The 24,409-nt window shown below is 46.5% G+C and carries 22 protein-coding genes; 19 read left to right on the top strand and 3 right to left on the bottom strand.

The annotated features are described in order from the left end of the window. The first annotated feature begins 539 nt into the window (after positions 1-539). The 9 genes from BHE18_RS13380 (at position 540) to yajC (ending at position 8,092) form a co-directional block, all read left to right on the top strand. Positions 540-1,523, top strand: a complete 984-nt coding sequence (locus tag BHE18_RS13380) for a phosphotransferase (protein ID WP_171910710.1) — start codon at positions 540-542, stop codon at positions 1,521-1,523. A 108-nt stretch (positions 1,524-1,631) separates the two neighbouring features. After that, the gene (locus BHE18_RS13375; protein WP_071619313.1) at positions 1,632-2,372 is read left to right on the top strand and encodes a YhcN/YlaJ family sporulation lipoprotein; all 741 of its coding nucleotides are present in this window, start codon (positions 1,632-1,634) and stop codon (positions 2,370-2,372) included. Between the two features lie 153 nt (positions 2,373-2,525). Next, a complete protein-coding gene (locus tag BHE18_RS13370; protein ID WP_071619059.1) occupies positions 2,526-3,065 on the top strand; it encodes an intercompartmental signaling factor BofC in 540 nt (179 codons plus the stop codon). A gap of 632 nt (positions 3,066-3,697) precedes the next feature. Then, positions 3,698-4,312: a Holliday junction branch migration protein RuvA gene (gene ruvA, locus BHE18_RS13365; protein WP_071619058.1), complete on the top strand. Its 615-nt coding sequence runs from the start codon at positions 3,698-3,700 to the stop codon at positions 4,310-4,312. A gap of 28 nt (positions 4,313-4,340) precedes the next feature. Then, complete coding sequence (ruvB, locus tag BHE18_RS13360; protein ID WP_071619057.1) at positions 4,341-5,342, top strand: Holliday junction branch migration DNA helicase RuvB; 1,002 nt, start codon at positions 4,341-4,343, stop codon at positions 5,340-5,342. Next, on the top strand, positions 5,339-5,545 hold the full coding sequence (locus BHE18_RS13355) for a DUF2905 domain-containing protein (protein WP_058297873.1): 207 nt from the start codon (positions 5,339-5,341) through the stop codon (positions 5,543-5,545). The genes ruvB and BHE18_RS13355 overlap by 4 nt, the downstream gene beginning before the upstream one ends. Before the next feature lie 37 nt (positions 5,546-5,582). Beyond that, positions 5,583-6,608, top strand: coding sequence for a tRNA preQ1(34) S-adenosylmethionine ribosyltransferase-isomerase QueA (gene queA, locus BHE18_RS13350; protein ID WP_071619056.1), 1,026 nt, complete (start codon positions 5,583-5,585; stop codon positions 6,606-6,608). A gap of 38 nt (positions 6,609-6,646) precedes the next feature. Further along, positions 6,647-7,786, top strand: coding sequence for a tRNA guanosine(34) transglycosylase Tgt (gene tgt, locus BHE18_RS13345; RefSeq protein ID WP_071619055.1), 1,140 nt, complete (start codon positions 6,647-6,649; stop codon positions 7,784-7,786). Positions 7,787-7,831: 45 nt separating this feature from the next. Further along, positions 7,832-8,092 (top strand): preprotein translocase subunit YajC, encoded by a 261-nt coding sequence (gene yajC / locus BHE18_RS13340; protein WP_071619054.1) that lies wholly within the window; start codon positions 7,832-7,834, stop codon positions 8,090-8,092. Between the two features lie 62 nt (positions 8,093-8,154). Here the strand turns inward: yajC and BHE18_RS13335 are convergent, their stop codons facing one another. Further along, positions 8,155-8,529 carry a TIGR04086 family membrane protein gene (locus BHE18_RS13335; RefSeq protein ID WP_083573783.1) on the bottom strand — a complete coding sequence of 125 codons (375 nt, stop codon included), beginning with the start codon at positions 8,527-8,529 and terminating at the stop codon, positions 8,155-8,157. A gap of 162 nt (positions 8,530-8,691) precedes the next feature. On the opposite strand from BHE18_RS13335, the gene BHE18_RS13330 reads away from it, so the two are divergent. Then, positions 8,692-9,987 carry an ArsB/NhaD family transporter gene (locus BHE18_RS13330; RefSeq protein WP_071619052.1) on the top strand — a complete coding sequence of 432 codons (1,296 nt, stop codon included), beginning with the start codon at positions 8,692-8,694 and terminating at the stop codon, positions 9,985-9,987. 70 nt (positions 9,988-10,057) lie between these two features. Next, positions 10,058-10,702, top strand: a complete 645-nt coding sequence (locus BHE18_RS13325; RefSeq protein ID WP_071619051.1) for a DUF421 domain-containing protein — start codon at positions 10,058-10,060, stop codon at positions 10,700-10,702. A gap of 45 nt (positions 10,703-10,747) precedes the next feature. On the opposite strand, the gene spoVB is transcribed toward BHE18_RS13325, so the two are convergent. After that, positions 10,748-12,295 carry a stage V sporulation protein B gene (spoVB, locus tag BHE18_RS13320; RefSeq protein ID WP_071619050.1) on the bottom strand — a complete coding sequence of 516 codons (1,548 nt, stop codon included), beginning with the start codon at positions 12,293-12,295 and terminating at the stop codon, positions 10,748-10,750. Positions 12,296-12,426: 131 nt separating this feature from the next. Here spoVB and BHE18_RS13315 point away from each other — a divergent pair, with 131 nt between their 5' ends. From BHE18_RS13315 to dtd, 8 genes are all read left to right on the top strand, one after another. Then, positions 12,427-12,744 carry a post-transcriptional regulator gene (locus BHE18_RS13315; protein ID WP_071619049.1) on the top strand — a complete coding sequence of 106 codons (318 nt, stop codon included), beginning with the start codon at positions 12,427-12,429 and terminating at the stop codon, positions 12,742-12,744. A gap of 116 nt (positions 12,745-12,860) precedes the next feature. Next, complete coding sequence (gene secDF / locus BHE18_RS13310) at positions 12,861-15,125, top strand: protein translocase subunit SecDF (protein ID WP_071619048.1); 2,265 nt, start codon at positions 12,861-12,863, stop codon at positions 15,123-15,125. Between the two features lie 126 nt (positions 15,126-15,251). Then, complete coding sequence (locus BHE18_RS13305) at positions 15,252-16,178, top strand: cation diffusion facilitator family transporter (protein WP_071619047.1); 927 nt, start codon at positions 15,252-15,254, stop codon at positions 16,176-16,178. A 13-nt stretch (positions 16,179-16,191) separates the two neighbouring features. Further along, positions 16,192-16,527: a LapA family protein gene (locus tag BHE18_RS13300; RefSeq protein WP_071619046.1), complete on the top strand. Its 336-nt coding sequence runs from the start codon at positions 16,192-16,194 to the stop codon at positions 16,525-16,527. A gap of 108 nt (positions 16,528-16,635) precedes the next feature. Continuing rightward, positions 16,636-19,002 (top strand): single-stranded-DNA-specific exonuclease RecJ, encoded by a 2,367-nt coding sequence (recJ, locus tag BHE18_RS13295; protein WP_071619045.1) that lies wholly within the window; start codon positions 16,636-16,638, stop codon positions 19,000-19,002. Next, positions 18,993-19,505, top strand: a complete 513-nt coding sequence (locus BHE18_RS13290; RefSeq protein WP_071619044.1) for an adenine phosphoribosyltransferase — start codon at positions 18,993-18,995, stop codon at positions 19,503-19,505. The genes recJ and BHE18_RS13290 overlap by 10 nt, the downstream gene beginning before the upstream one ends. A 644-nt stretch (positions 19,506-20,149) precedes the next feature. After that, a complete protein-coding gene (locus tag BHE18_RS13285; RefSeq protein WP_071619043.1) occupies positions 20,150-22,339 on the top strand; it encodes a RelA/SpoT family protein in 2,190 nt (729 codons plus the stop codon). 12 nt (positions 22,340-22,351) lie between these two features. Next, positions 22,352-22,792, top strand: coding sequence for a D-aminoacyl-tRNA deacylase (gene dtd / locus BHE18_RS13280; protein ID WP_071619042.1), 441 nt, complete (start codon positions 22,352-22,354; stop codon positions 22,790-22,792). Positions 22,793-22,845: 53 nt separating this feature from the next. On the opposite strand, the gene BHE18_RS13275 is transcribed toward dtd, so the two are convergent. Next, complete coding sequence (locus BHE18_RS13275) at positions 22,846-24,381, bottom strand: SH3 domain-containing protein (protein WP_083573781.1); 1,536 nt, start codon at positions 24,379-24,381, stop codon at positions 22,846-22,848. Positions 24,382-24,409 lie beyond the last annotated feature (28 nt).

The raw sequence follows: 24,409 nt of genomic DNA, 5'->3' as shown, positions 1-24,409 counted from the left end.
GTCACCTTCTTCGGGACAATGGCCGATGGGTCAGCCATCCGGTGTGATGGGAGCGCAATCCCCGATGGGTCAGCCGTCCGGAGTGATGGGAGCACAATCTCCGATGGGCCCGCCATCCGGAGTCATGGGGGCGCAATCCCCAATGGGTCAACCATCCGGAGTAATGGGAGCGCAATCTCCGATGGGCCCGCCATCCGGAGTGATGGGAGCGCAATCTCCGATGGGTCAGCCATATGGAGTAATGGGAGCGCAATCTCCGATGGGCCCGCCATCCGGAGTGATGGGAGCGCAATCCCCGATGGGCCCGCCGTCCGGCGTGATGGGAGCACAATGGCCGATGGGTCAGCCGTCCGGCGTGATGGGAGCCTCAGATAAAGGTGACTGCGGATGCGGCGGGCCTAAAGGATATGGAATGCAGCCTCAAGGAATGCAGGCCCCGTACGGGTATGGTCCTGGAATGCCGGGGCAGGGTATGCCGATGGGTCAAGGGATGTTTGGGCCAAGAGCCTTCTCTATGCCAAACTTCCAAGATGATGATCTTGACAGCTGATATCCATCCGAGAGGAGACGATTATACTTATCGTCTCCTTTCTTTTTTAAGATATAAAATAAATGACAATTCCGCATCCCTGGAAAAATTAAAAGAAGGTAAGTGGGTGCTGCACGGTACCAGCGGAAAATGGTTTGTAAAAAAATACCCGAATCAAAGCAGATTCATCATGCAGGAAACACTGGTCAGAAGGCTGGCGCATCAGAATTTCCCCCATGTACTGGCTTTTCACCCCATTCACCTAAAAGAAATACTTATTTTCGAAGGTGAGCCCATCGGTTTGGCAATGTGGCTTGAAACAAGCGACGTGATCAGCTACGGAAATGCACGGGACAGGATGGACGTATTATATGTACTTAAGAAATTTCACGCTTACACTGCGAATTTGCATGGCAAGTGGCTGGAAGACCTCCCGAGGTATAAATGGTTACAAAAGTGGAAGAAGCGCCTGAATCAATTTGAACGTAATATCCCCTTCCTTCAAACCTTCATCCAGCCATATTATCTTTATACTTATCTGGACTGGGGAAGACGCGCCATCACACATATTGAAGCACTTCAAATAAAAGAGAAGCCGTCTTGCATTACACACGGAGATGTGGCACATCATAATTTTTTAAGGGGAACAGACGGAAGGATTTATATGATCGATTTTGATTTGATGGCCCTATCCACACCTTTGATGGATGATCTGCAATTTTGCAATCGGATCCTTCCCTATATCGACTGGTCTCTTAATGAAATAAAACAAATGGGCGCCTACAATCTTTATCTGGACCAACCCCTCTTTTACCTTGGATTATTATATCCGACAGACATCTTCAGGGAGTGGAATCGGTTCCTCAGGGAAGATTATGCTTATAAACAGCGGGTCTGGGATTATCTCGTCCACCTGACAATCGGGCAGTTTCCACAAAGGATGCAGTTTTCCCAAGAAGTGAATCAAGAAATCAACCGCCTTATGCACCCATAATGTAGGAGAACTCACCAACTGTTAGAAGGAATGAACAATGCCGCTCTTTCACAACCTAAAGATGAGCATGTAATATGCTCAATCAGCGGGTTGAAGGGGGAAGCACCATTGAATAAAAAATTATTCATGGTACCATTGACAGCCGTAATGACGTTGGGGCTGACAGCTTGTAATACAGGCGAAGAAGAAGCTCAGAACAAATATACGGATTCCTATGAACCACTGGGGTTCTATTCCAATGAAGGCCATGGCGGGGATGAAAAGGATGACCGGGATGGTCCTTTGACGGAAATGTATGATCATTCCGCAGTCGGCAGGGAAGGGAAAGATATTCGCCAGAAGAAACGAGAATATCTTCAAGTCAAGGATGAGAACGGAAATCCTAGGAATCCTTCCGCACCACTGGCTGATTATGATAAGAGCTTCCTTGAACAGGATGGACGCGCCAGTCACGGGGACGCGAATTATCATGGACATTTGGATGATAACACCAGGAAAGCCAACAGATCGTACTATACAGCTTATGAAGGCGACCTTGCCGAAAAAATCGGAGACGTTACCGGGAAGGTTGATAATGTAAGTGATGTGCGTGCAGTGGCATACGGTTCTGATGTGCTGATTGCTGTAGAGCTTCAAGATCACAGTAAGAAGGCAGAAGAAGCAACGAAGTCAAATATTAAAGAAGCCGTAAAGCCGTATCTTAACGGCAGATCTGTATCGGTTGTAGTGGATGAAGGGACATTCAGCCGCGTGAGGAACATCGATAATGACCTCCGTGACGGCGGACCGTTCGAAGCCATCAACCTGGATATCCACAATATGTTAAAGTCACTGAAGAACAATCAGTGAAAATAAAGGTCACTAAAAGAGCAGGTCTCTTTTGGTGATCTTTTTTGTTCGGGTGCATTGATAATAATTTATAAGAGGTTTGGATATTCTTAACAGGTTTTGGCCACACTAATCATTGAAGAAAAGACATAAAACGAGTACGAGGTGATCACGATGACGATGAAGATTCGGATCGTGTTTATGGTAATGCTTATGTTGGGTGCATTCTATTTTACTTTCTTTTATACAGAAGAAAAGCAGGCTGCCGACCGGGGAGATGTCATTGAAGACCAGGCTGATGTGGCTTCGGCTCATACGGTGACGGTGAAGCTTGAACGAGTGTACCTTGACGGGGAAATCAGTGAAGAAATCGTTCAGGAGACCATCTGGAGCATGGAAGATTTCTGGGCTGCATATGCTGACTGGCAGCTCATCGATATGACGGATGAGGAAGTCATTTTTCAAAAGCAGGTGGACGATATCTCCCCGCTGCTGAAGACGAACGGATACTTCGGAATTTCGGAGAATGGTGTGCTGTCGATCTTTAATGGTAAACCTGGCCAGGCGGAGATCATACAGTCCTTCTTTCAAATCGATGTACAAAAACTTGAAAGCAACAGTCATGAGACATTGATAAAAGGGATCCCCGTAAAGTCCAAACAGAAATTCGAAGAGGTACTCGAAAGCTTTAAACAGTATTCGGTCCCGGAATGAAACCCATTAACTTCATACGATGAATGCAGCAGTCAGAACGGTACGGGATTCTGGCTGCTTTTTATTTTTTTAAAGTTCTTTTTAAAGGACATGCTTTGTTCATTTTACCAATTGAAACTTATCTCCCCGATTTCCGTTCACAATCCATCATTTTTTGATAAAATAAGAACAGATGTTTCTTTGAGCGGCGGGATTTTACGCGCCCTTACAGGGGAGTTATGATACAATGAGTATTTAAGTATATATCCAGCTCCGGCGGCTAGCCCCTCGAGGTCATAAGCTAAATGGACCAGGAAGGCAAAGAACGCCTTCATGGCCCATTCATCTTATGCTTGTCGGGCCTGAACGAGCCGCCTCCGCTTTTAAATTATCCAGCTCCGGGGCTTAGAGGCTCGAGGTCATAAGCTAAATATGACAAAAAGGCAAAAACCGCCTTTCCGGCATATTCATCTTATGCTTGTCGCCTCTGGGCAAAGCCCCTCCGCTTTTAAATTATCCAGCTGCGGGGCTTAGAGGCACATGTCATAAGCCAAACCGTCCATTAAGGCAAAGAGCGCCTTCCAGGCCGGTTCGTCTTATGCCACACGCCTCTCTTCAAAGCCCCTCCGCTTTTAAGATAGGGAGAGAACGTAATGTATGAATATATTAAGGGGACTGTTGCACAGGTGGGTCCCGAGTATGTAGTGGTAGAGAATAACGGGATCGGTTATCAGCTGTACACCGCGAATCCGTTCGTTTATTCAAAGTATCAGAATCAGGAACTGCAGATTTTTACATATCAGCATGTGCGGGAAGATATCATCGCTCTTTATGGATTTCTCGCCTTGGAAGAAAAATTACTGTTCATGAAATTATTGAATGTTTCAGGAATCGGACCCAAAGGTGCTTTGGCCATATTGGCGTCGGGTGCACCTCAGCAGGTCATCACTGCGATCGAGGAAGAAAATGAAAGCTTCCTGACAAAGTTCCCGGGGGTGGGAAAGAAAACGGCCCGTCAGATGATCCTCGACCTGAAAGGAAAACTGCAGGATGTCGTACCTGATTACTTTCCGAATCTATTCAATGATAATAAAGGGGCAGCATCTACGTCAGCAGAGAAAGATGAAGCCTTCGAAGAGGGGCTTCTTGCCCTCAAAGCCCTCGGCTACTCTGACAGGGAGATAAAGAAAGTGACGCCTAAGTTGAAGGATCAGGGGCTGTCAGCCGATGAAATCATCCGGAAAGCCTTGCAGTTACTGCTGAAGTAATTTTTAAACGCGAAAGGAGGAAGACTCAATGGAAGAGAGAATTGTATCAGGTGAATCTGAATTGAATGAGGACTCATATGAATATTCACTTCGGCCGCAGACGATTAAACAATACATCGGCCAGGACAAAGTGAAACATAATCTGGAAGTGTTCATTGAAGCGGCAAAAATGCGTCAGGAAACATTGGATCATGTTCTTCTCTATGGGCCGCCCGGACTCGGGAAAACGACCCTCGCTGCCGTCATAGCCAACGAGATGGGCGTGAATCTCCGTACTACTTCGGGTCCGGCCATCGAAAGGCCCGGTGACCTGGCTGCAGTACTGACGGCACTTGAGCCTGGTGATGTATTGTTCATCGATGAGATCCACCGGCTTCCCCGGGCAATCGAAGAGGTATTATATCCCGCCATGGAAGATTTCTGCCTGGATATCGTCATCGGAAGCGGCCCGAGTGCCCGGTCCGTCCGCTTGGATCTTCCGCCTTTCACGCTTGTCGGAGCCACGACGAGGGCGGGGGCTCTTTCAGCACCGCTCAGGGACAGGTTTGGAGTTCTATGCCGTTTGGAATACTATAATGAAGAGCAGTTAAATGAAATTGTCCAGAGAACGGCGGCGATCCTGAATACGAAGATCGAAGCGCCAGCCTCTGAAGAACTGGCAAGACGCTCAAGGGGGACCCCGCGGATTGCGAACAGGCTGCTTCGGCGGGTAAGGGACTTTGCCCAGGTCAAAGGAAACGGTGACATAACCACGGAGCTTTCGAGGGAAGCACTTGAGCTGCTCCAAGTCGACAGACTGGGTCTTGATCATATCGATCATAAGCTTCTCCGCGGCATCATCGAACGCTTCAGGGGAGGCCCGGTCGGACTTGATACCATCGCTGCAAGCATAGGGGAAGAATCCCATACAATCGAGGATGTATATGAACCTTATCTTTTGCAGATCGGTTTCCTGCAGAGAACGCCGAGGGGAAGGATCGTAACACATCTTGTGTATGAACATTTTCAACTGGAGGTGCCGGCCAAGTGACAGGTCTTCCGAAGCTTTTGATGATCATAGGCGGGATCATCCTGATCATCGGCTTCCTGATGCAGTTTATCAAAATAGGGAAACTCCCTGGTGACATTGTGATCAAAAAAGAAAATACAACATTTTATTTTCCACTTATGACATCTATTTTGTTAAGTGTTATACTTTCTCTTGTCTTTTATATCATAGGACGATTCAAATAGACCTCATATGTGAGATTAAAAAGCTGGGTGACATAAAGTGAATGTAGAAGATTTTGATTTTCATCTGCCTGAGGAATTGATTGCTCAGACACCGCTCGAGCATCGTTCAGAAAGCAGGTTGATGGTTTTGGATAAAGAAAATGGATCGATAGACCATTATCGTTTTAAAAATATCGTCGATTTCCTTGAAGAAGGGGACTGCCTGGTCCTGAATGATACAAAAGTGCTTCCGGCACGGCTTTTCGGGCAAAAGGGAGACACCGGCGCAAATATCGAAGTTCTTCTGTTGAAACAGGAAGACGGCGATCAATGGGAAACTCTCGTTAAGCCTGCAAAGCGGGTAAGGGTGGGCACTGAAATCGTGTTCGGCGATGGAAAGCTGAAAGCGGTTTGTGTCGGTTTGAAGGACCATGGGGGAAGGATACTGGAGTTCCATTATGAAGGGATTTTCTATGAAGTCCTCGATGAGCTCGGGGAAATGCCGCTGCCGCCTTATATCCGTGAACGCCTGGATGAACAGGACCGGTATCAGACCGTGTTTGCCAGGGAACGGGGATCTGCAGCCGCACCGACTGCGGGTCTCCATTTTACAGAAGAACTCCTGGAGGAACTGAAAGCAAAAGGGATACATATTGCCTTCATCACCCTTCATGTCGGACTTGGGACATTCAGGCCCGTTTCAGTCGAGAATATTGAAGAGCATGACATGCATGCCGAGTTTTATCAGGTTTCTGAAGGCACTGCGCGCTTATTGAATGAGGTGAAAGAGCGGGGCGGAAGGATCGTCACCGTCGGAACGACGTCGACAAGGACGCTTGAAACCATTGCTTCAAAGCATGGCAGATTCGTGGAGGAAAACGGATGGACAAACATCTTCATCTACCCCGGCTACGAATTCAAGGGGATTGACGGACTTATTACGAATTTCCATCTTCCTAAATCGACACTGATCATGCTTGTAAGTGCGTTAGCCGGCAGGGAAAATGTCCTCAACGCTTATGAAACAGCGGTGAAAGAGAAGTACAGGTTCTTTAGTTTCGGCGATGCCATGTTTATTAAATAATCGCAAGCTTTACCCAATTTGGAAGGAGAATCACCACTTTGACTGCAATAAAATATGAACATATCAAAACCTGTAAACAAACCGGCGCGAGGCTCGGCCGCGTTCATACCCCGCATGGATCATTTGAAACACCAGTCTTCATGCCGGTCGGAACGCTTGCCACAGTAAAAACAATGTCTCCGGAAGATCTTAAGTCAATGGATGCAGGAATCATACTCAGCAACACGTATCATTTATGGCTGCGCCCCGGACATGAAATTATCAGGGAGGCTGGCGGCCTTCATAAATTCATGAATTGGGACAGGGCGATCCTTACCGACTCAGGGGGCTTCCAGGTATTCAGTTTGAGCAAGCTCCGTAAGATCGAGGAAGAAGGGGTCCATTTCCGTCATCATTTGAACGGGGACAAGCTATTCCTCAGTCCAGAAAAAGCGATGGAAATCCAAAACGCACTTGGTTCCGATATCATGATGGCGTTCGATGAATGTCCTCCTTATCCGGCAGAATATGAGTATATGAAGAGTTCGGTTGAAAGGACTTCAAGATGGGCAGAGCGCTGCCTGCAGGCTCATCAAAGACCTCAGGACCAGGGACTGTTCGGAATCGTTCAGGGCGGGGAGTATGAAGAGCTCCGCAAGCAGAGTGCCCGTGACCTTGTTTCTCTTGACTTCCCGGGATACGCTGTAGGCGGTCTTTCAGTCGGTGAGCCGAAAGATGTCATGAACCGCGTGCTCGAGTTCACGACTCCTCACCTGCCGGATGATAAACCGCGTTACTTAATGGGCGTAGGCTCGCCTGATTCGCTGATCGACGGTGCGATCAGGGGGATCGATATGTTTGACTGCGTGCTGCCTACCCGGATCGCCCGCAACGGAACACTAATGACAAGTGAAGGACGCCTGGTCGTCAAGAATGCCAAATACGCAAGGGATTTCAGGCCGATTGATGAAAACTGTGATTGCTATACATGCAAAAATTACAGCAGGGCTTATATCCGCCACCTCATCAAATGCGATGAAACCTTTGGGATACGCCTTACGACTTATCATAATCTTCATTTTCTGTTAAACTTAATGGAGCAGGTCAGACAAGCGATTCGTGAAGATCGACTGGGGGACTTCAGAGAAGAGTTTTTCGAGCAGTATGGCTTTAACCGCCAGGATGCGAAAAACTTCTAAGCTATATAGCATTCTCAATCTCATATTTGAAAGGAGGGGAATGGAATGGAAGGTTTAGGTACGATTTTACCGTTGATCCTGATGTTCGTGCTTTTCTACTTCTTGCTTATTCGTCCGCAGCAAAAGCGTCAAAAAGCAGTGACGAAAATGCAGAGTGAACTAGCCAAAGGTGACAGAATCGTCACGATCGGAGGTTTGCATGGAACAATCGATGCGATCGAAGAAGGCAAGGTTGTCATCCTATGCGGCGACGGCAGCAGACTTACATATGATCGCAATGCGATCAGAGAAGTGGTCAATGTATAATGGTATATGAAAAGGCAGGTCCGAATGTGTGTGCATCGGACCTGCCTTTTTTTCTCCATATTTTAAGTTTTACTTGAAGGCCCACCGCTCAGATTGACCCCGAGGATGCCGCCCATCATCGCTGTCAGGATATAGCAGCCATGATAGACCATCTGTTCCATTGAAAAAAGGCTGTCGTATCCAAGGTATTGAAACAAGAAGACGATGATCGTGTAAATCAGCCCGGTGGAGCCGCCGAGCATCCACCCTTTTATCTTTCCTTTGCCCCCGGACATGAATCCTCCGATGAATAATGCCAAAAACGACATGATCGTGACAAATAACGATATCGAACCTTCGGTAAGCTCGGTAAATCGAAGCATCAACGAAAATACTACACTTGCCACAACTGCTATTAGAAAAATGGTTAAAGTCCCGTAAAGTACGGCACCTCCGATTTTTTTCGCTTCGATGATCTTTCCTCCCCTTTCTCCTCACTTATTTAATTTTTCTACTAGTACAAGCATATTCGCAGGAAAATGAAAAAAGACTAGAAATTTTTTGAGGTCAAGCCTCATAGACTTATGAATAACTTCCACTTCGGCAGAAGGAGCTTGATTATGTCACCAACTCTCGTTCTTATCGTCTTCATACTTGTCTATTTTTTATTGATAACCGAAAAATGGAACCGGGTTCTCGCTGCGATGTCCGGCGGTGCCGTGATGCTCTTAATCGGTGCTTTCCCTATCGAAAAAGCACTCTTCACATATATAGACTGGAAAACGATCGCCCTGTTGTTTGCCATGATGATCATTGTTACGATGACAAGTAAAACAGGCTTTTTTGAGTATCTTGCGATTCGGATGGCACAGCTTGTGAACGGCAACGGACTGGCTCTGCTCGTTCTCTTCTCACTTCTTGCTGCAGCAGGTTCTGCCTTTCTGGCAAACGTGACGATTGCGATGCTGCTTGTCCCGATTTTATTCAAACTGACCAAATTACTGGATCTGCCCCCGATCCCCTACTTGATCATGACCATCCTCGCCTGCAACATAGGAGGGACGGCAACTCTTATCGGAGATCCTCCGAATATGATGATCGGCCAAGCAGTGAAGCATTTTACGTTTAATGCCTTTTTGGAAAACCTTCTGCCGGTGGTGTCGATTGTTTATGTCGTCACGTTATTGATCATGGGTACGGTTTACCGAGATGTCATCCACGTCAAGGAGGATCGAAAGCTTCTCCTGAAAGGGGTCCATGCAAAAGATTTCTTAAGGAAGAATCATGGATTGTTTCAATCGATTTCCGTTCTTCTGATGGTCCTTGCCGGTTTTTCACTGTACCCCATGTTCCATCTCGATGTGACGACGGTGGCGATTGCAGGTGCAGTGCTTTTGATGCTGCTGCTTGAAAAGATTTATCCTCCTGAAAGTATCCTGAAAGAAGTAGAGTGGGGGACGTTATTCTTTTTTATTGGCTTATTTTTACTCGTAGGAGGGATCGAAGAAGCCGGTTTCATCGATGAGGCTGCACGGGAGATCATCAGGGTGACTGACGGGGACATGCAAAAAACTTCATTTGCCATCCTGTGGGGGACCGGTATCCTTTCTGCAGTGGTCGATAATATTCCCTTTGTCGCAGCCATGATCCCGGTCATACAGGAATTCGGTGAATTCGGGATGGTGAATATGGATCCGGTCTGGTGGTCACTTGCGTTAGGAGCGTGTCTGGGCGGGAACGGAACGCTGCTTGGCTCTTCTTCAAACCTGGTCATCGCGGGACTTGCTGCAAAAGAAAGTGTACATATCAAATTTTATCAATATCTTTTGATCGGGGTGCCCATCACGTTGATATCACTCGCTGTTTCTTCCGTTTACGTTTATTTCAAATATTTGCGGCCATTCATGGGAGGATAAAAATTCCTCCTATTATTTTTTCCCATAAGCCCATACTAGTAAGTGAAATGTTTTTTGAGGGGGAAAAGTTGTGGAGGAATATGGAGTCATCATCATACGCACGCTTTTTCTTTATTTATTGATTACATTCATCTTCCGGATGATGGGGAAACGGGAAATCGGGGAATTGAGCATCCTTGACCTCGTTGTCTTTATCATGATTGCTGAGATGGCTGTCCTCGCCATTGAAGAACCCGCGGATCCAATCATCCATACCATCCTTCCCATGGGCGTGATGGTACTGGTCCAATTTATATCTGCATGGTTTTCCCTGCGCTCCAAATCATTCAGGGAAATGGTCGATGGAAAGCCGACCGTACTGATCCATAATGGGAAGATAGATGAAAAAGCCATGAAAAAACAGAGGTATAATTTTGACGACTTATTGCTCCAATTGCGGGAGAAGGATGTATTCAACCTGGCAGACGTGGAGTTTGCGGTTCTTGAACCGTCCGGCAGCCTGTCTGTATTAAAAAAAGAAAAAAAGTCCTCAGGATCATTGACACTCCCTCTTATCCTCGATGGGCAGGTACAGACGAGCCACCTGGACATGATGGGCAAAACATCATTCTGGCTGCGGAAGGAGCTCCGCGAAAGAGGATACAGGGACCTCACAAAAATATCCTTCTGCAGCTTCCATAACGGGCAGTTTTACATCGATTTGATCGATAACTGACAAATCCCCTTTCTGAACATCAGAGTCAGAATGGGGATTTGTTTGTTATACAATAAATTTGCGGATAAAAGGGACCCGTGCCAAATCTTCCTTCACTATAAGCTTCAAGGCGATGGACAATCCGGTGTAAATGACCGTTGTGGAAATGACCCCGAATAAGAGCCTCCAAATGAGACCTTCGTCCGTAAAGAGAGCCATGAATGAATAATGCCCCCAAAGTCCTGAAGCTGCCAGCACCAGGATGATCTTTGCATAGTCCCTGAGATAGATCGTCATCGGGATATATTTAAGGATCGTCATGAAATGAAGCAGGGTGACTAACATGAAACCTGTCACGATCCCAAGGGCTGCACCGTGGATGCCGAAGGCCGGCTGTGATGCAAGAATGAAAATGACCGCTGTTTTCACCACTGCACCTACGAGGCTGTTGATCATGGCAGCGCGGGCGAGATTCAAAGCCTGCAGTACAGCCTGCAGCGGACCTTGATAATAATAAAACAGGAAGAAAGGGGCCATAATCATAAGGAATGCTGCGCCGCTTTCACTGCCATACATGATCTGCATAAGTGGTTTCGCGTAAATATACAGGATGACGACTGAGATGCCTCCTGTAATGAGACAAAATCGCAAGGCCTGCTGAAGGCGGTGTTCGATCAGCGAAAAGTTCTTATTTGAATTTGCTTCGCTGATTGCAGGGACCAGTGATTGAGACAGTGACAAAGTAACGAACGACGGAAGAAACAAGAGCGGCAGGGCGTAACCGGTAAGCGAACCGTACTGTTTAGTGGCAACAGATGCGGCAACCCCTGCTATTGCAAGGCTGTGGGCGACCACGATCGGTTCGAAAAACCAGGCGATCGATCCGATCATCCGGCTTCCCGTAGCAGGCAGTGCGACACTCATCAATTCGCTGAAAGTTTGACGCCCGTCCTTGATGGATTTGAAGAAATTCTTTCTTATTTTAAATTTTTTCCTTATCTTAAAACTTGCAAACAAATAAAGAAGCGATGCCAGTTCTCCAAGTACCGAGGCTGCCATGGCTGCGGCAGCTGCATATTCTATCCCGTACGGCAGAAATGTCTTCGTCAATACGGCAATCAATGTGATTCTTACGACTTGCTCGATGACTTGTGAAATAGCGGAAGGCTTCATATTCTGCCTTCCCTGGAAATAACCCCTGATCACCGAGGAAATGGCAACGATCGGAATGATTGGCGCAATCGCGACAAGCGGATAATAAATCCGGTCATCCGTAAACAGCGTTTCGGTTAAATAAGGTGCAAGCAAAATAAGGGCAGGGGTGAAGATGACGGATAGGAGTAAAGTAGTGGTGAGGGAAACGACCAATATTCTTTTGACCTTACGGATATCCCCTTTAGCTTCTGCCTCTGCCACGTTTTTCGAAATGGCTACGGGAAGCCCGATCTGGGTCATGGTGATGACAAGGATCAGTGTAGGAAATGCCATCATGAACAGCCCCACGCCTTCTTCGCCAATGAATCTGGCGACGACGATCCGATTGACAAACCCCAATATCCTTGTAATAAAGGCGGCAGCCATCAAGATGATTGTGCCTTTAAGAAACTTTGACATAATATTCCCTGCCTTCTCAAAAATGGTATAATCGTATACAATAATGTATATGCAGACATGTGGACAAAGCATGACAAGTTGTACATAATTCTGGCTGATTGTGAACATTCAGCCCTAGGCGGTGACGAAGAATGAAGGCGAATCAGCATCCTTACGATCGTTTTTATGATTCATTGGTACCAGCACTTTCAAGTAAAGTGGAAGAATTTGAACTTTTGGGATATGGAAGGGCCGATGTTGAAAGGCTTTGGGCTTATTTGACTAAAAAGAAGTGGAAGAAACCTGAAGTGAACGTGAAAACGTACCAACTGGTCAGCGATGTCCTGACCGTCAAGCCGGGTGAATATATGAGCTTTGAAACGGTGGAGGCATACCGTTCCCCGAACTGGTTCGAGGAGGTCAACGAGGAAGAATTAAATGAACTGCTCCGTCCAGGAAGGAAAAGGTAAATTGTCTGAAATTTAATTGACACTCTAATCATTGTAATAGATAATAAGGTTGGATTTATTCAGTATTTAAGCAGAAATTATTTTGGGTGAAAAACGGCAAGGAGGATTCATACATAATGGTAAAGCGCGGCCGAATAATCGCCTTCTTTTTACTTGTATTTTTACTTGCAGGTACAATGGGGGGAACAGCAAAGAACATCCTGGACAATATTAAATTAGGGTTGGACCTTCAAGGCGGTTTTGAAGTACTTTATGAAGTCAAACCCCTGAAAGATGGACAGGAAATCACGAAAGAGACAGTATCCAATACCGCGGATGCCTTGGACAAGCGTATCAATGTCCTTGGTGTCAGTGAACCGAATATCCAGATTGAGGACGGAAACCGGATCCGTGTTCAATTAGCCGGTGTTGAGGATCAGAATCAGGCGAGGGAAATCCTTTCGACTGAGGCTAACCTTTCTTTCCGGGACGTGAATGACAAGCTTCGTCTGGATGGATCGGACCTGGTATCCGGTGCGGCTAAACAAACATTCGATGAGCAGAATAACCCGATCGTTTCATTGAAATTGAAAGATCGCGAAAAATTCTATCAATTGACGAAGGACATTTTGGCAATGGCCCCTCAAAATCAGCTGGTCATCTGGCTGGATTATGAAGAGGGAAAAGATTCATATAAAGAAGAGGCGGGGAAACAGGATCCCAAATTCCTTTCCGCCCCTGCAGTAAGCAAACCGATCAATTCTGATGAAGTCATCATCGAGGGAAGCTTCACGGTGGAAGAAGCCCAGAACCTGGCATCATTATTAAACGCAGGTGCTCTTCCGGTGAAACTAGATGAAGTGTATTCAACTTCCGTCGGTGCGCAATTCGGACAGCAGGCCCTTGATAAGACGGTCCTTGCCGGGATCGTAGGCATCGCGATCATTTTCTTATTCATGATTGCGTACTACCGCTTCCCTGGATTGATCGCAACAATCACACTGTCCGTTTATCTGTATCTTGTATTGTTGATCTTTGATCTAATGAACGGGGTATTGACGCTTCCGGGAATCGCAGCGATCATCCTGGGGGTCGGTATGGCGGTTGACGCCAACATCATCACCTACGAACGGATCAAGGAAGAAATGAGAGTCGGGAAACCGATCCGATCTGCCTTCCAGGCAGGTAACAAATCGTCATTCCTGACGATCCTGGATGCGAATGTGACGACCATTCTCGCGGCAGCTGTCCTCTTCATGTACGGTACAAGCTCCGTTAAAGGGTTCGCCACGATGCTGATCGTCAGTATCCTGACAAGCTTCATCACAGCGGTATGGGGCTCCCGCCTGCTGCTCAGCCTTTGGGTCAACAGCAGGATTTTCAATAAAAAGCCGGGCTGGTTCGGGGTCAAGCAAAGTGAAATCAAGGATCTTGCCGAAAATTATGATACGCTTGATCTGCCGACGAGATTCGATAAGTTTGATTTCGCGAAGAACCGGAAGAAATTCTTTGCTCTATCAGGTATTTTACTAACAGCCGGCATCATCGTCCTGGCTATCTTCCGCTTAAATCTGGGAATCGATTTTGAAAGTGGATCGAGGATGCAGATCCTTGCCGATAAAAGCCTGAAAACAGAAGAAGTGAAAAAAGAGCTGGAAGCAGTGGATCTCGCTTCAGATAATATCGTCATTTCCGGGGACAAACAAAATGTAGCAGTCGTCCGGTATACAGACGACTTGAAAAAAGAGCAGATTGCCAAGTTGAAAGATCATTTCAATAAACTGTACGGAGCCGAGCCAAGTATCAGCACCGTATCACCGGTTGTAGGAAAAGAGCTCGCAAAGAATGCAATGAAGGCTGTTGCGATAGCGGCAATCGGAATCATCATCTATGTCACATTCCGCTTTGAATGGAGGATGGGGCTGACATCAGTACTCGCATTGGTACACGATGCATTCTTTATTATCGCTTTCTTCAGTCTGACAAGGCTTGAAGTGGATATCACCTTCATCGCGGCAGTACTGACGATTGTCGGGTATTCCATCAATGATACAATCGTTACCTTTGACCGAATAAGGGAAAATCTTCATAAAAAGCGCCGCCTTAAGACAGTCGAGGACATTGAAGATGTTGTGAATCAGAGTCTCCGCCAAACGATGGGACGTTCTGTGAACACCGTCCTGACAGTGGTCATCGCTGTCATCGCCCTGCTGATCTTCGGAAGCGAATCGATTCTGAACTTCTCGATCGCCCTGCTCGTCGGGTTAATTGCAGGTACCTATTCTTCTGTATTCATCGCCGCTCAGCTGTGGCTGGTCTTGAAGAAAAAGGAACTGAAGAAAAAAGGCACGATCAAAACGGTGAAAGAAAAGAAAAAGTGGTCGGATGAACCGCAAGTATAATATTGACGAAAAAGATCCAGGGAGTTTCCCCGGATCTTTTTCTTTTGGGGGCTCCGGTTAACTGCCGCGTTTTTTCTTTGGTGTTGGGTTACAATAGAAACGAAAGAGGAAGGAGGAGGGAACTTCATGAATCCTGAAGATCGTTTTAAAAAGGCCGAATTCGCAGCCATGATCGGTATTGTGGGTAATATACTTCTTGCTATCATCAAATGGTGGGCGGGAGTGGCAGGCAACAGCCGGGCCCTGATTGCGGATGCCGTTCATTCTGCCTCTGATGTAGCGGGATCGCTGGCTGTTTACATCGGTCTGCGTGCAGCCAAGCAGCCGCCGGACCGGGATCACCCTTATGGTCACGGGAAAGCTGAATCGGTCGCAGCCATCATCGTCGCGGTTTTATTATTTCTGGTAGGCATCGAAATCGGAAAGTCGTCTATTGAATCTTTTTTCCACCCATTATCACCTCCAGGAATGATCGCGATTTATGCCGTCATCTTTTCCATCATTGTGAAAGAAGCAATGTTTCAATATAAATATCGATTGGGTAAAAGGTTAAAGAGTGATGCTTTAATCGTGAATGCACATGAACACCGTTCAGATGTTTTCTCATCCATTGCTGCACTTATAGGGATCGCGGCTTCCATTCTAGGAGGTAAATTCGATATTCCATGGCTTGTCTACGCAGATCCGGTTGCAGGGCTGTTTGTCGCACTCCTTGTGCTTAAAATGGCGTGGCATCTTGGAAAGGAGTCCATACATAACACACTGGATCATGTCCTTCATGAAGAAGATATTGTACCCTTTAGAAAGATTGTTGAGACCGTGCCCGAAGTGAAGGAAATAAACGAACTGCATGCAAGGGAGCACGGCCACTATGTGATCATCGATCTGAAGATCAGCGTGGAACCTTCTATGACAGTGGAAGAAGGACACCGTGTAGGAAAAGCAGTGAAGAAAAAATTGATGGAAGAGTCGAATGTAAATGACGTTTTTGTCCACATCAATCCATATAATCCTACAGAAGGGGACTCTGGGGATTCGGTAGATCTAATGTAGGGGAGGAATCAGGATGAAGTTTCAATGGACATTGCTTTTGGGAATCATTTTTGCCCTGATCGTCGCAGTATTTGCAGTCATCAATGTCGATCCGGTGACGGTCAATTATTTATTCGGCCAGGCTGAATGGCCACTTATTCTGGTCATACTGGGCTCTGTGCTGATGGGAGGAATCATCATCGGCTCAGTGGGGCTTTTCCGCTTATATGTCGTTCAGCGCAAGCTCAAAGTACTGGAAAAAGAAAATCTTCTCTTGAAGGAACAGGAAGAAAATGTATATCTGGAAAAGAAGAAAGAAACTTCTTTGAAGAAGCAGGCTCCCGATTCAATCGGGGAAACAGGGGAATGACAAAAGCCAGCGGCTGACGCCGCTGGCTTTTGTTTGCTGTTCCAAAGGATGATTGATTGAACAAACTCCTTCGTTTTTGTATAATTAGTAAGGCTGAGGAGTGAACGTATGTTAAATTCTAAAACACGCTGGATGATTGCAGAATCGGACCAGGAGAAAATAGAAGAATTTCAAAGAGAACTGAAAATACCATCGCTTGTAGCGAAATTATTATTGAACCGGGACTTGTCGACAGTAGAAGAAGCTCGGGATTTTTTATTTGAATCAGGGGATGCATTCTATGACCCGTTTTTATTTAATGACATGAACAAAACGGTCGACCGGATCCATCAGGCAGTAAGAGATGGGGAAAGGATCCTTGTATACGGTGATTATGATGCCGATGGTGTAAGCAGCACCTCTGTCATGATGACGGTCCTTCGTGACATCGGGGCTGAGGTGGAATTCTATATCCCGAACCGCTTCACCGAAGGATACGGACCGAACGAAGCTGCTTTCCGCTGGGCCGGCGATGAAGGATTTACTTTGATCATCACGGTCGATACAGGGATTTCAGCGGTCCACGAAGCGCAAATAGCAAAAGAAATCGGCATTGATCTGATCATCACCGATCATCATGAACCAGGTCCTGTCCTTCCGGATGCATATGCCATCATCCATCCCAAGATTGAAGGTACAGAATATCCTTTTCATGAACTCGCAGGAGTGGGGGTTGCCTTTAAACTGGCTCATGCACTCTATGGGGAACTGCCCCACCATCTGCTGGACCTTGCAGCGATCGGTACAATCGCTGATTTAGTACCGCTGCGGGGAGAAAACAGGATCCTTGCAAAGCGGGGGATCTCAAAACTTCGCATAACGGAACGTAAAGGGATCAAAGCCTTGTGCAAGGTCGCGAATGTGCATCAGCATGAAATGACGGAAGAATCGATCGGTTTCACGATCGCTCCCCGGATCAATGCGGTCGGCCGTCTGGGCGATGCTGACCCGGCAGTGGATCTTATGCTGACGGAAGATGGGGAAGAAGCGAAAGCACTGGCGGAAGAGATCGATGCGTTGAACAAGGAAAGACAATCCATTGTCAATACAATGACTCAGGAAGCAATCGAAATGGTTGAAAACGATTTTCCTCTCGATGACAATTCTGTACTTGTGATCGGTAAGGAAGGATGGAATTCCGGAGTAGTGGGGATCGTGGCGTCAAGATTGGTGGATAAATTCTATCGCCCTGTCATCGTATTGAGCTATGATTCAGAGAAAGGACAGGCAAAGGGATCAGCCCGGAGCATTGTCGGATTTGATTTATTTAACAGTTTATCGAAGTGCCGTGACATCCTTCCTCATTTCGGCGGACATCCGATGGCTGCAGGTATGACGCTTAAACTTGTCGATGTAAAGGAGCTTCGCAGCAGACTGAATGAAATTGCCCGAAATGAACTGACTGAAGAAGACTTCATTCCTGTCACTGTCATGGATGCTGCTGTGAAAATGGATGAAATTTCGATTGAATCGATCGAGAAGCTCGGTCTTTTGGCTCCTTTTGGGATGCAGAATCCAAAACCTAAATGGATCATCGAAAAAGTTTCAATTGAACATTATAAGAAAATCGGCTCAAATCAAAATCATCTAAAAGTATTGCTCGGAAATGATTCTGCTAAATTGGATGGTGTCGGCTTCGGGCTGGGAGAACTGGCGGATCATATCACCCCGTTTTCTGAAGCCTCCATCGTCGGCGAACTGTCCATCAACGAGTGGAATAACCGGAAAAAACCGCAAATCTTCCTGCATGACATAAAAATCGAAGAGTGGCAGCTTTTTGATGTTCGGGGGATCAGACAGGTTGAGAAATGGGAAAAACAGGTTCCGGAAGAAAATAAAAAAATATTCTGTTTCCATTCTTCCACTCTTGAAAAGCTCAATATGAAAGATCGGGAGGATGTCCTTCTGATAGAAGATGAGCAGGCACTCAAGGATGTCTCCACAAGCGGGGCTAGCATCGTGTTTCTCGATATGCCTTCATCTCAGGAATTCGTGAAGAGAATCGTCGGTAAAGGCCGGCCTCATCGAATTTATGCCCATTTCTTTCAGGATGAAGACCATTTCTTCAGTACGATGCCGACACGCGATCACTTCAAATGGTTTTATGCATTTCTATCCAAGCGCGGCTCTTTCGATCTGAAAAAACATGGAGATGATCTTGCGAAACACAAAGGATGGTCAAAAGAAACAATAGATTTCATGTCGCAGGTGTTTTTTGAATTGAAGTTTGTTACAATAGACAATGGATTTATTTCTCTTAATCCTGTAAAAACCAAGAAAGACTTATCAGAGTCCCCGGCTTATCAGAAAAAACAGCAGCAGTATGAGCTGGAAAATGAGCTGTTATATTCTTCTTACAGTGAGCTGAAGACTTGGTTTAATGAAAGGATGAAAGAGTCCGTTACAATTGAGGAGGAAGTTGAAGCATGGACTTAAAACAATATGTTACGATTGTTGAAAACTGGCCGAAAGAAGGCATCAAATTCAAAGACATCACCACCCTGATGGACAATGGTGATGCTTATAGATATGCTACAGATCAAATTGTAGAATATGCAAAAGAAAAAGAAATCGACCTGATCGTCGGACCGGAAGCAAGGGGCTTCATCATTGGCTGTCCGGTAGCTTACGCACTCGGCGTAGGTTTTGCGCCTGTGCGTAAACCAGGGAAACTGCCTCGTGAAACGATTAAAAAAGAGTACGGGTTGGAATACGGAAAAGATGCACTCACAATCCATAAAGATGCGATCAAACCAGGTCAGCGCGTTCTCATCACCGATGACCTGCTTGCAACGGGCGGCACAATCGAAGCCACCATCAAGCTTGTGGAAGAACTGGGCGGCATCGTGGCAGGCTGTGCATTCCTCATCGAACTCACATACCTGGACGGCCGTGATAAACTCGAAGGATACGAAGTCCTTACATTAATGCAATACTAATCATCTAAAAACTACCGTCACCGTCAATACTATACACATAAACGAAAAGAACTGGCATCACAATGTCAGTTCTTTTTTATATAAAAAAGTCAGTTTGAAAATATAATTGATAGTTAGTACTATTTCCACTTCAAAATAAATCAAAGTTCTTGATTCAACCATTATGGCGGGATCTTTGAAATAAACAAATTGTGTATAAATTCATTCCAGCTGTTGATTGGAGTGGAAGACGCAGACTCCTGCGGGAGAAGTGTCCAATAAGAAAAGCGGAAGGGCTTTGTTTAGAGGCTGTGGCATAAGACGAATCGGCCACGAAGGCGGTCTTTGCCTTCTTGGTCGGTTTGGCTTATGACATGTGCCTCTAAGCCCTGAAGCTAGACTGGTGAGACCCCGCAGGCGCAGCCGAGGAGGCTCACGGGTCACCCGCGGAAAGCGTAGTCTTCCACGGAAATCAAAAGCGGCATTAGAAGACCTTTATACAAATATATTGTTAATTAATATTCGACATAATCCGACAAACTTAGAGGAATTCTGAGAATTTAACCCTAAACCCTTTACAGAACCATGTTTTTTTTTGATAATAGTAACAATCATTAAAATTGAAACAGCACTGAAAATCTTTAAATACAAAGGTGATTTTGATCATGTCCAAAGATCAAGTACTAACCCCTGAACAGGTTATCGATAGAACAAAAGAATATCTGAATGATGAGCACGTGCGAATGGTAAAGAAAGCATACGAATTTGCCAAAGAAGCTCATAAGGAACAATACCGCAAATCCGGCGAACCCTATATCATCCATCCCATTCAAGTCGCAGGCATCCTTGCAGACCTTGAGATGGATCCATCGACTGTCGCAGCCGGGTTTCTTCATGATGTGGTGGAAGATACCGACATCTCCCTGGAAGAAATCGAAGAAGCATTCAATGGAGAAGTCGCCATGCTCGTGGACGGGGTTACCAAGCTGGGTAAGATCAAATACAAGTCAAAAGAAGAACAGCAGGCTGAAAATCACCGAAAAATGTTTGTGGCGATGGCCCAGGATATCCGGGTCATCCTGATCAAGCTTGCAGACCGCCTGCATAATATGAGGACACTGAAGCATCTGCCTCAGGAAAAGCAGAGAAGGATCGCAAATGAGACCCTGGAAATTTTCGCACCCCTTGCCCACCGGCTTGGGATCTCGAAAATCAAATGGGAGCTCGAGGATACGTCGCTCCGGTATCTTAACCCGCAGCAATACTACAGGATCGTCAATCTGATGAAGAAAAAGCGTGCCGAGCGCGAAGAATACTTGGATGATGTGGTTAATGAAGTCAAGGACCGCATGGGGGATGTGCAGATCGAAGCGGAAATTTCCGGACGTCCCAAGCATATATACAGCATTTACCGGAAGATGGCCCTTCAGAATAAGCAGTTCAATGAAATCTATGATCTGCTTGCCGTCAGGATCGTAGTCGACAGCATCAAGGATTGTTACGCGGTCCTCGGGATCATCCACACATGCTGGAAACCGATGCCGGGCAGGTTCAAGGATTATATCGCCATGCCGAAGCCGAATATGTATCAATCCCTTCATACGACGGTCATCGGTCCAAAGGGCGACCCGCTTGAAGTGCAGATCAGGACGCTTGAAATGCATCAGATCGCAGAATATGGGGTAGCTGCCCACTGGGCATATAAAGAAGGTAAAAATGTGGATGATAAAGTTTCCTTCGAAAAGAAACTTTCATGGTTCAGGGAAATCCTTGAATTCCAGAATGAATCAGCCAATGCCGAGGAATTCATGGAGTCTCTTAAAATCGACCTTTTTTCTGATATGGTATTTGTGTTCACCCCAAAAGGAGACGTACTTGAATTACCATCTGGATCGGTTCCGATCGATTTTTCTTACCGGATCCATTCGGAAATCGGCAACAAAACGATCGGTGCCAAGGTGAACGGGAAGATGGTGACACTCGACTATAAGCTGAAGACGGGTGACATCGTTGAAATACTTACTTCCAAACATTCCTATGGCCCGAGTCAGGACTGGCTGAAGCTGGCACAGACATCCCAGGCCAAGAATAAGATCAAACAATTCTTCAAGAAGCAGCGTAGAGAAGAAAATATTGAAAAAGGCCGGGACCTTGTAGAAAAAGAAATCAAGAATCAGGATTTTGATGTAAAAGAAATATTGACTTCTGAAAATATCAAGCGTGTTTTCGAGAAGTTTAATTTCTCAAATGAAGATGATATGTACGCAGCGGTAGGCTACAACGGCATCACTGCCGCCCAGATTGCCAATCGCCTGACAGAGAGGGACCGGAGGAAACGGGAACAGGAAGATAAGCTTGAAGAAACGATGAAGGAATTGAGCGCCCAGCCTCCTAAAAAGAAAAAGGATGCAGGGGTCCAGGTCAAAGGAATCGATAACCTGCTCATCAGATTATCCAGATGCTGCAGCCCGGTACCGGGCGATGAGATTGTCGGCTTCATTACGAAAGGCCGGGGGGTTTCGGTACACAGGGCAGATTGTACAAATGTCCAGACCGAGGAAGTAGAACAGCGCCTCATTCCGGTATCATGGGAAGGCGACGGCCAGGACCGTAAGGAGTACAATGTCGATATCGAGATTTCAGGTTATGACAGAAGGGGTCTCCTGAATGAAGTACTTCAAGTGGTCAATGAAACAAAGACGAATATCACTGCCGTCAGCGGCAGGTCTGACAGAAATAAGATGGCAACCATCAATATGTCCATTTCAATACAGAATATTTCCCATCTTCACAGGGTAGTGGAGAGGATCAAACAAATTTCAGATGTTTATGCTGTACGCAGAATCATGAACTAGGAGGTTTCGATCATGAAAGTCGTCCTGCAGAGAAGCAAAGAAGCCTCAGTGACTGTCGGGGGAAAAGTGGCCGGGCAGATCGAAAAGGGATTTGTCCTGCTGGTAGGAATCACCCACGGGGATACAGAAGAAGACGCCCGCTATGTAGCAGATAAAGTAGTCAATCTGAGGGTGTTTGAAGATGAAGCCGGAAAGATGAATCACTCCCTGCTCGATGTAAAGGGTGAGATCCTTTCCATTTCTCAATTCACTTTATATGGAGACTGCCGTAAAGGCAGAAGACCGAACTTCATGGAAGCGGCAAAACCCGCTCATGCCCGGCCTCTTTACGAATATTTCAACAAAGTGCTGAAAGAAAAGGGTGTTACGGTCGAAACCGGTGTGTTCGGTGAAATGATGGATGTAAAGCTGACGAACGACGGTCCCGTCACGCTGATCCTGGAAAGTAAATAAACGAAAAAAAGCTGCTTCCCATTATTGGGGAGGCAGCTTTTTTTGCTGTATAATCAATCAGAAAAATAGTCATTCAAGCCATGGTAGATCGCTGTCGCAGCCAGGTCCTGAAAAGATCCGGAAGTCATATTGGCTTCTTCGGCCGGGTTGCTTAGGAACCCTAACTCCAATAAAACAGCGGCCTGTTTGTTTTCGCGTATGACATGGTAATCGCCTATTCGGACGCCGCGGTCCCTGGAGGGCAGCCGGCTGGCCAGGCTTTCATGCACATCATAGGCAAGTTCTTCTTGGAAGCCCTTATTATAATAGGTCGTATGGCCGGCAATGCTGCCGTCATTGATGCTGTCAAAATGGATGGAGATGAAAGCATCCGCATCATAATAATGGGACAATGACACACGTGATGGAAGGGAAACATATTCATCGCCTTTTCTTGTGATGACGACTTCTGCACCTGCTTGTTCCAGCTTGTCCGCAAGAAGCTTGCCGGTTTTCATCGTAATCAGTTTCTCAAGTGTACCCCTGGTACCGATCGTTCCGCTGTCACGGCCGCCGTGACCCGGATCGATGACGATAAGTTTCCCGCTGATCCCTCCGCTTGGCTTTCTCGAAGGAGAGGTCTCTCCGCCGCTGCCTGTCCTCAATGAAACAATCCATCCTGCGACGTAAGCGGCACTGCCGTCTTCTAATCGGATTTCATACCAGTCACCATACTTGCCTGTTACTGCAAAGCTTTCTCCGCCGTCGGCCCGTTCTACTACCGGGGATTGAACATCGGCACTGCTCCTGATATTTGTCCCGTCATGGAGGATGGTCACTTCTTCACCGTTTCCTTGTTCCGGGGAGGCAGATTCCTTTTTCCCACTTTTCCCGGTGGTTTCTGCAAACCAGCTGGCTATCCAGCCTGAGCTGTCATCAGAGAGCCTGATCTCGAACCAATTATTTTTTTCATTCAGGATGGCATACTGCTCACCTTCATTTACCTTACCGACGATATCCCCGTTCAAGGAAGGTTCACTTCTTACATTCAGGGAATTTGCACTGATTGTTGCAAAGGAGTGTTCAGAAGACTGGGGCACGGATTCCCCCGATTCTTCAGCACCCCCTGAAAGGGTGACGAAATCCTCATGGACCCACCCCTCTGCGTTGCCGGACTGAACGGCAATCCAGCTGCCGTTTACCTGGGATACTGCTACTTTGTCCCCTTTATTCAGGACTGTGACGACAGAGTCGGACGTGCTCGGACCCTTCCGTAACCGAAGACCATCCGTATTTACGGTCCCCTGCTGCCCGGATTCATCCAATGACTCTCCCGTTTCACGGATGACAAGCCAATCTGCAACCCATCCATCCCCGCTTCCGGTGGTGATCTTGTACCAGCCGCCTTTCGTCTCGACAATGCTGAACTGTTGGTTTCTATGTACTTGAGTCAAGACAGGATAACTGAGGCCGGGACCGGTACGGACATTGAGCGTTGCAGTACCAATCGACACCGTGCCTTCATCGGCTTGGACGTCCGCCGTCGGCAGAAATGGGATGGTCAATAATAATACAAGGATGATTGCTGTGATTCTTTTAATTGCCTTCACCGCCTTCTGTTGATTTTTCCTTACTCAC

The organism is Rossellomorea aquimaris (assembly GCF_001877785.1).
GTDB lineage: Bacteria > Bacillota > Bacilli > Bacillales > Bacillaceae_B > Rossellomorea > Rossellomorea aquimaris_A.
Note: the sequence above shows the minus strand (reverse complement) of the source record. Positions and strands in the feature narration are given on the sequence as shown.

Coding starts and splice junctions, on each gene's coding strand:
- BHE18_RS13285 (WP_071619043.1), top strand. CDS start 20,150: ATGTCCAAAGATCAAGTACTAACCCCTGAACAGGTTATCGATAGAACA.
- BHE18_RS13305 (WP_071619047.1), top strand. CDS start 15,252: ATGAATCCTGAAGATCGTTTTAAAAAGGCCGAATTCGCAGCCATGATC.
- BHE18_RS13330 (WP_071619052.1), top strand. CDS start 8,692: ATGTCACCAACTCTCGTTCTTATCGTCTTCATACTTGTCTATTTTTTA.
- BHE18_RS13290 (WP_071619044.1), top strand. CDS start 18,993: ATGGACTTAAAACAATATGTTACGATTGTTGAAAACTGGCCGAAAGAA.
- ruvB (WP_071619057.1), top strand. CDS start 4,341: ATGGAAGAGAGAATTGTATCAGGTGAATCTGAATTGAATGAGGACTCA.
- BHE18_RS13315 (WP_071619049.1), top strand. CDS start 12,427: ATGAAGGCGAATCAGCATCCTTACGATCGTTTTTATGATTCATTGGTA.
- ruvA (WP_071619058.1), top strand. CDS start 3,698: ATGTATGAATATATTAAGGGGACTGTTGCACAGGTGGGTCCCGAGTAT.
- yajC (WP_071619054.1), top strand. CDS start 7,832: ATGGAAGGTTTAGGTACGATTTTACCGTTGATCCTGATGTTCGTGCTT.
- secDF (WP_071619048.1), top strand. CDS start 12,861: ATGGTAAAGCGCGGCCGAATAATCGCCTTCTTTTTACTTGTATTTTTA.
- dtd (WP_071619042.1), top strand. CDS start 22,352: ATGAAAGTCGTCCTGCAGAGAAGCAAAGAAGCCTCAGTGACTGTCGGG.
- BHE18_RS13300 (WP_071619046.1), top strand. CDS start 16,192: ATGAAGTTTCAATGGACATTGCTTTTGGGAATCATTTTTGCCCTGATC.
- BHE18_RS13370 (WP_071619059.1), top strand. CDS start 2,526: ATGACGATGAAGATTCGGATCGTGTTTATGGTAATGCTTATGTTGGGT.
- recJ (WP_071619045.1), top strand. CDS start 16,636: ATGTTAAATTCTAAAACACGCTGGATGATTGCAGAATCGGACCAGGAG.
- spoVB (WP_071619050.1), bottom strand. CDS start 12,295: ATGTCAAAGTTTCTTAAAGGCACAATCATCTTGATGGCTGCCGCCTTT.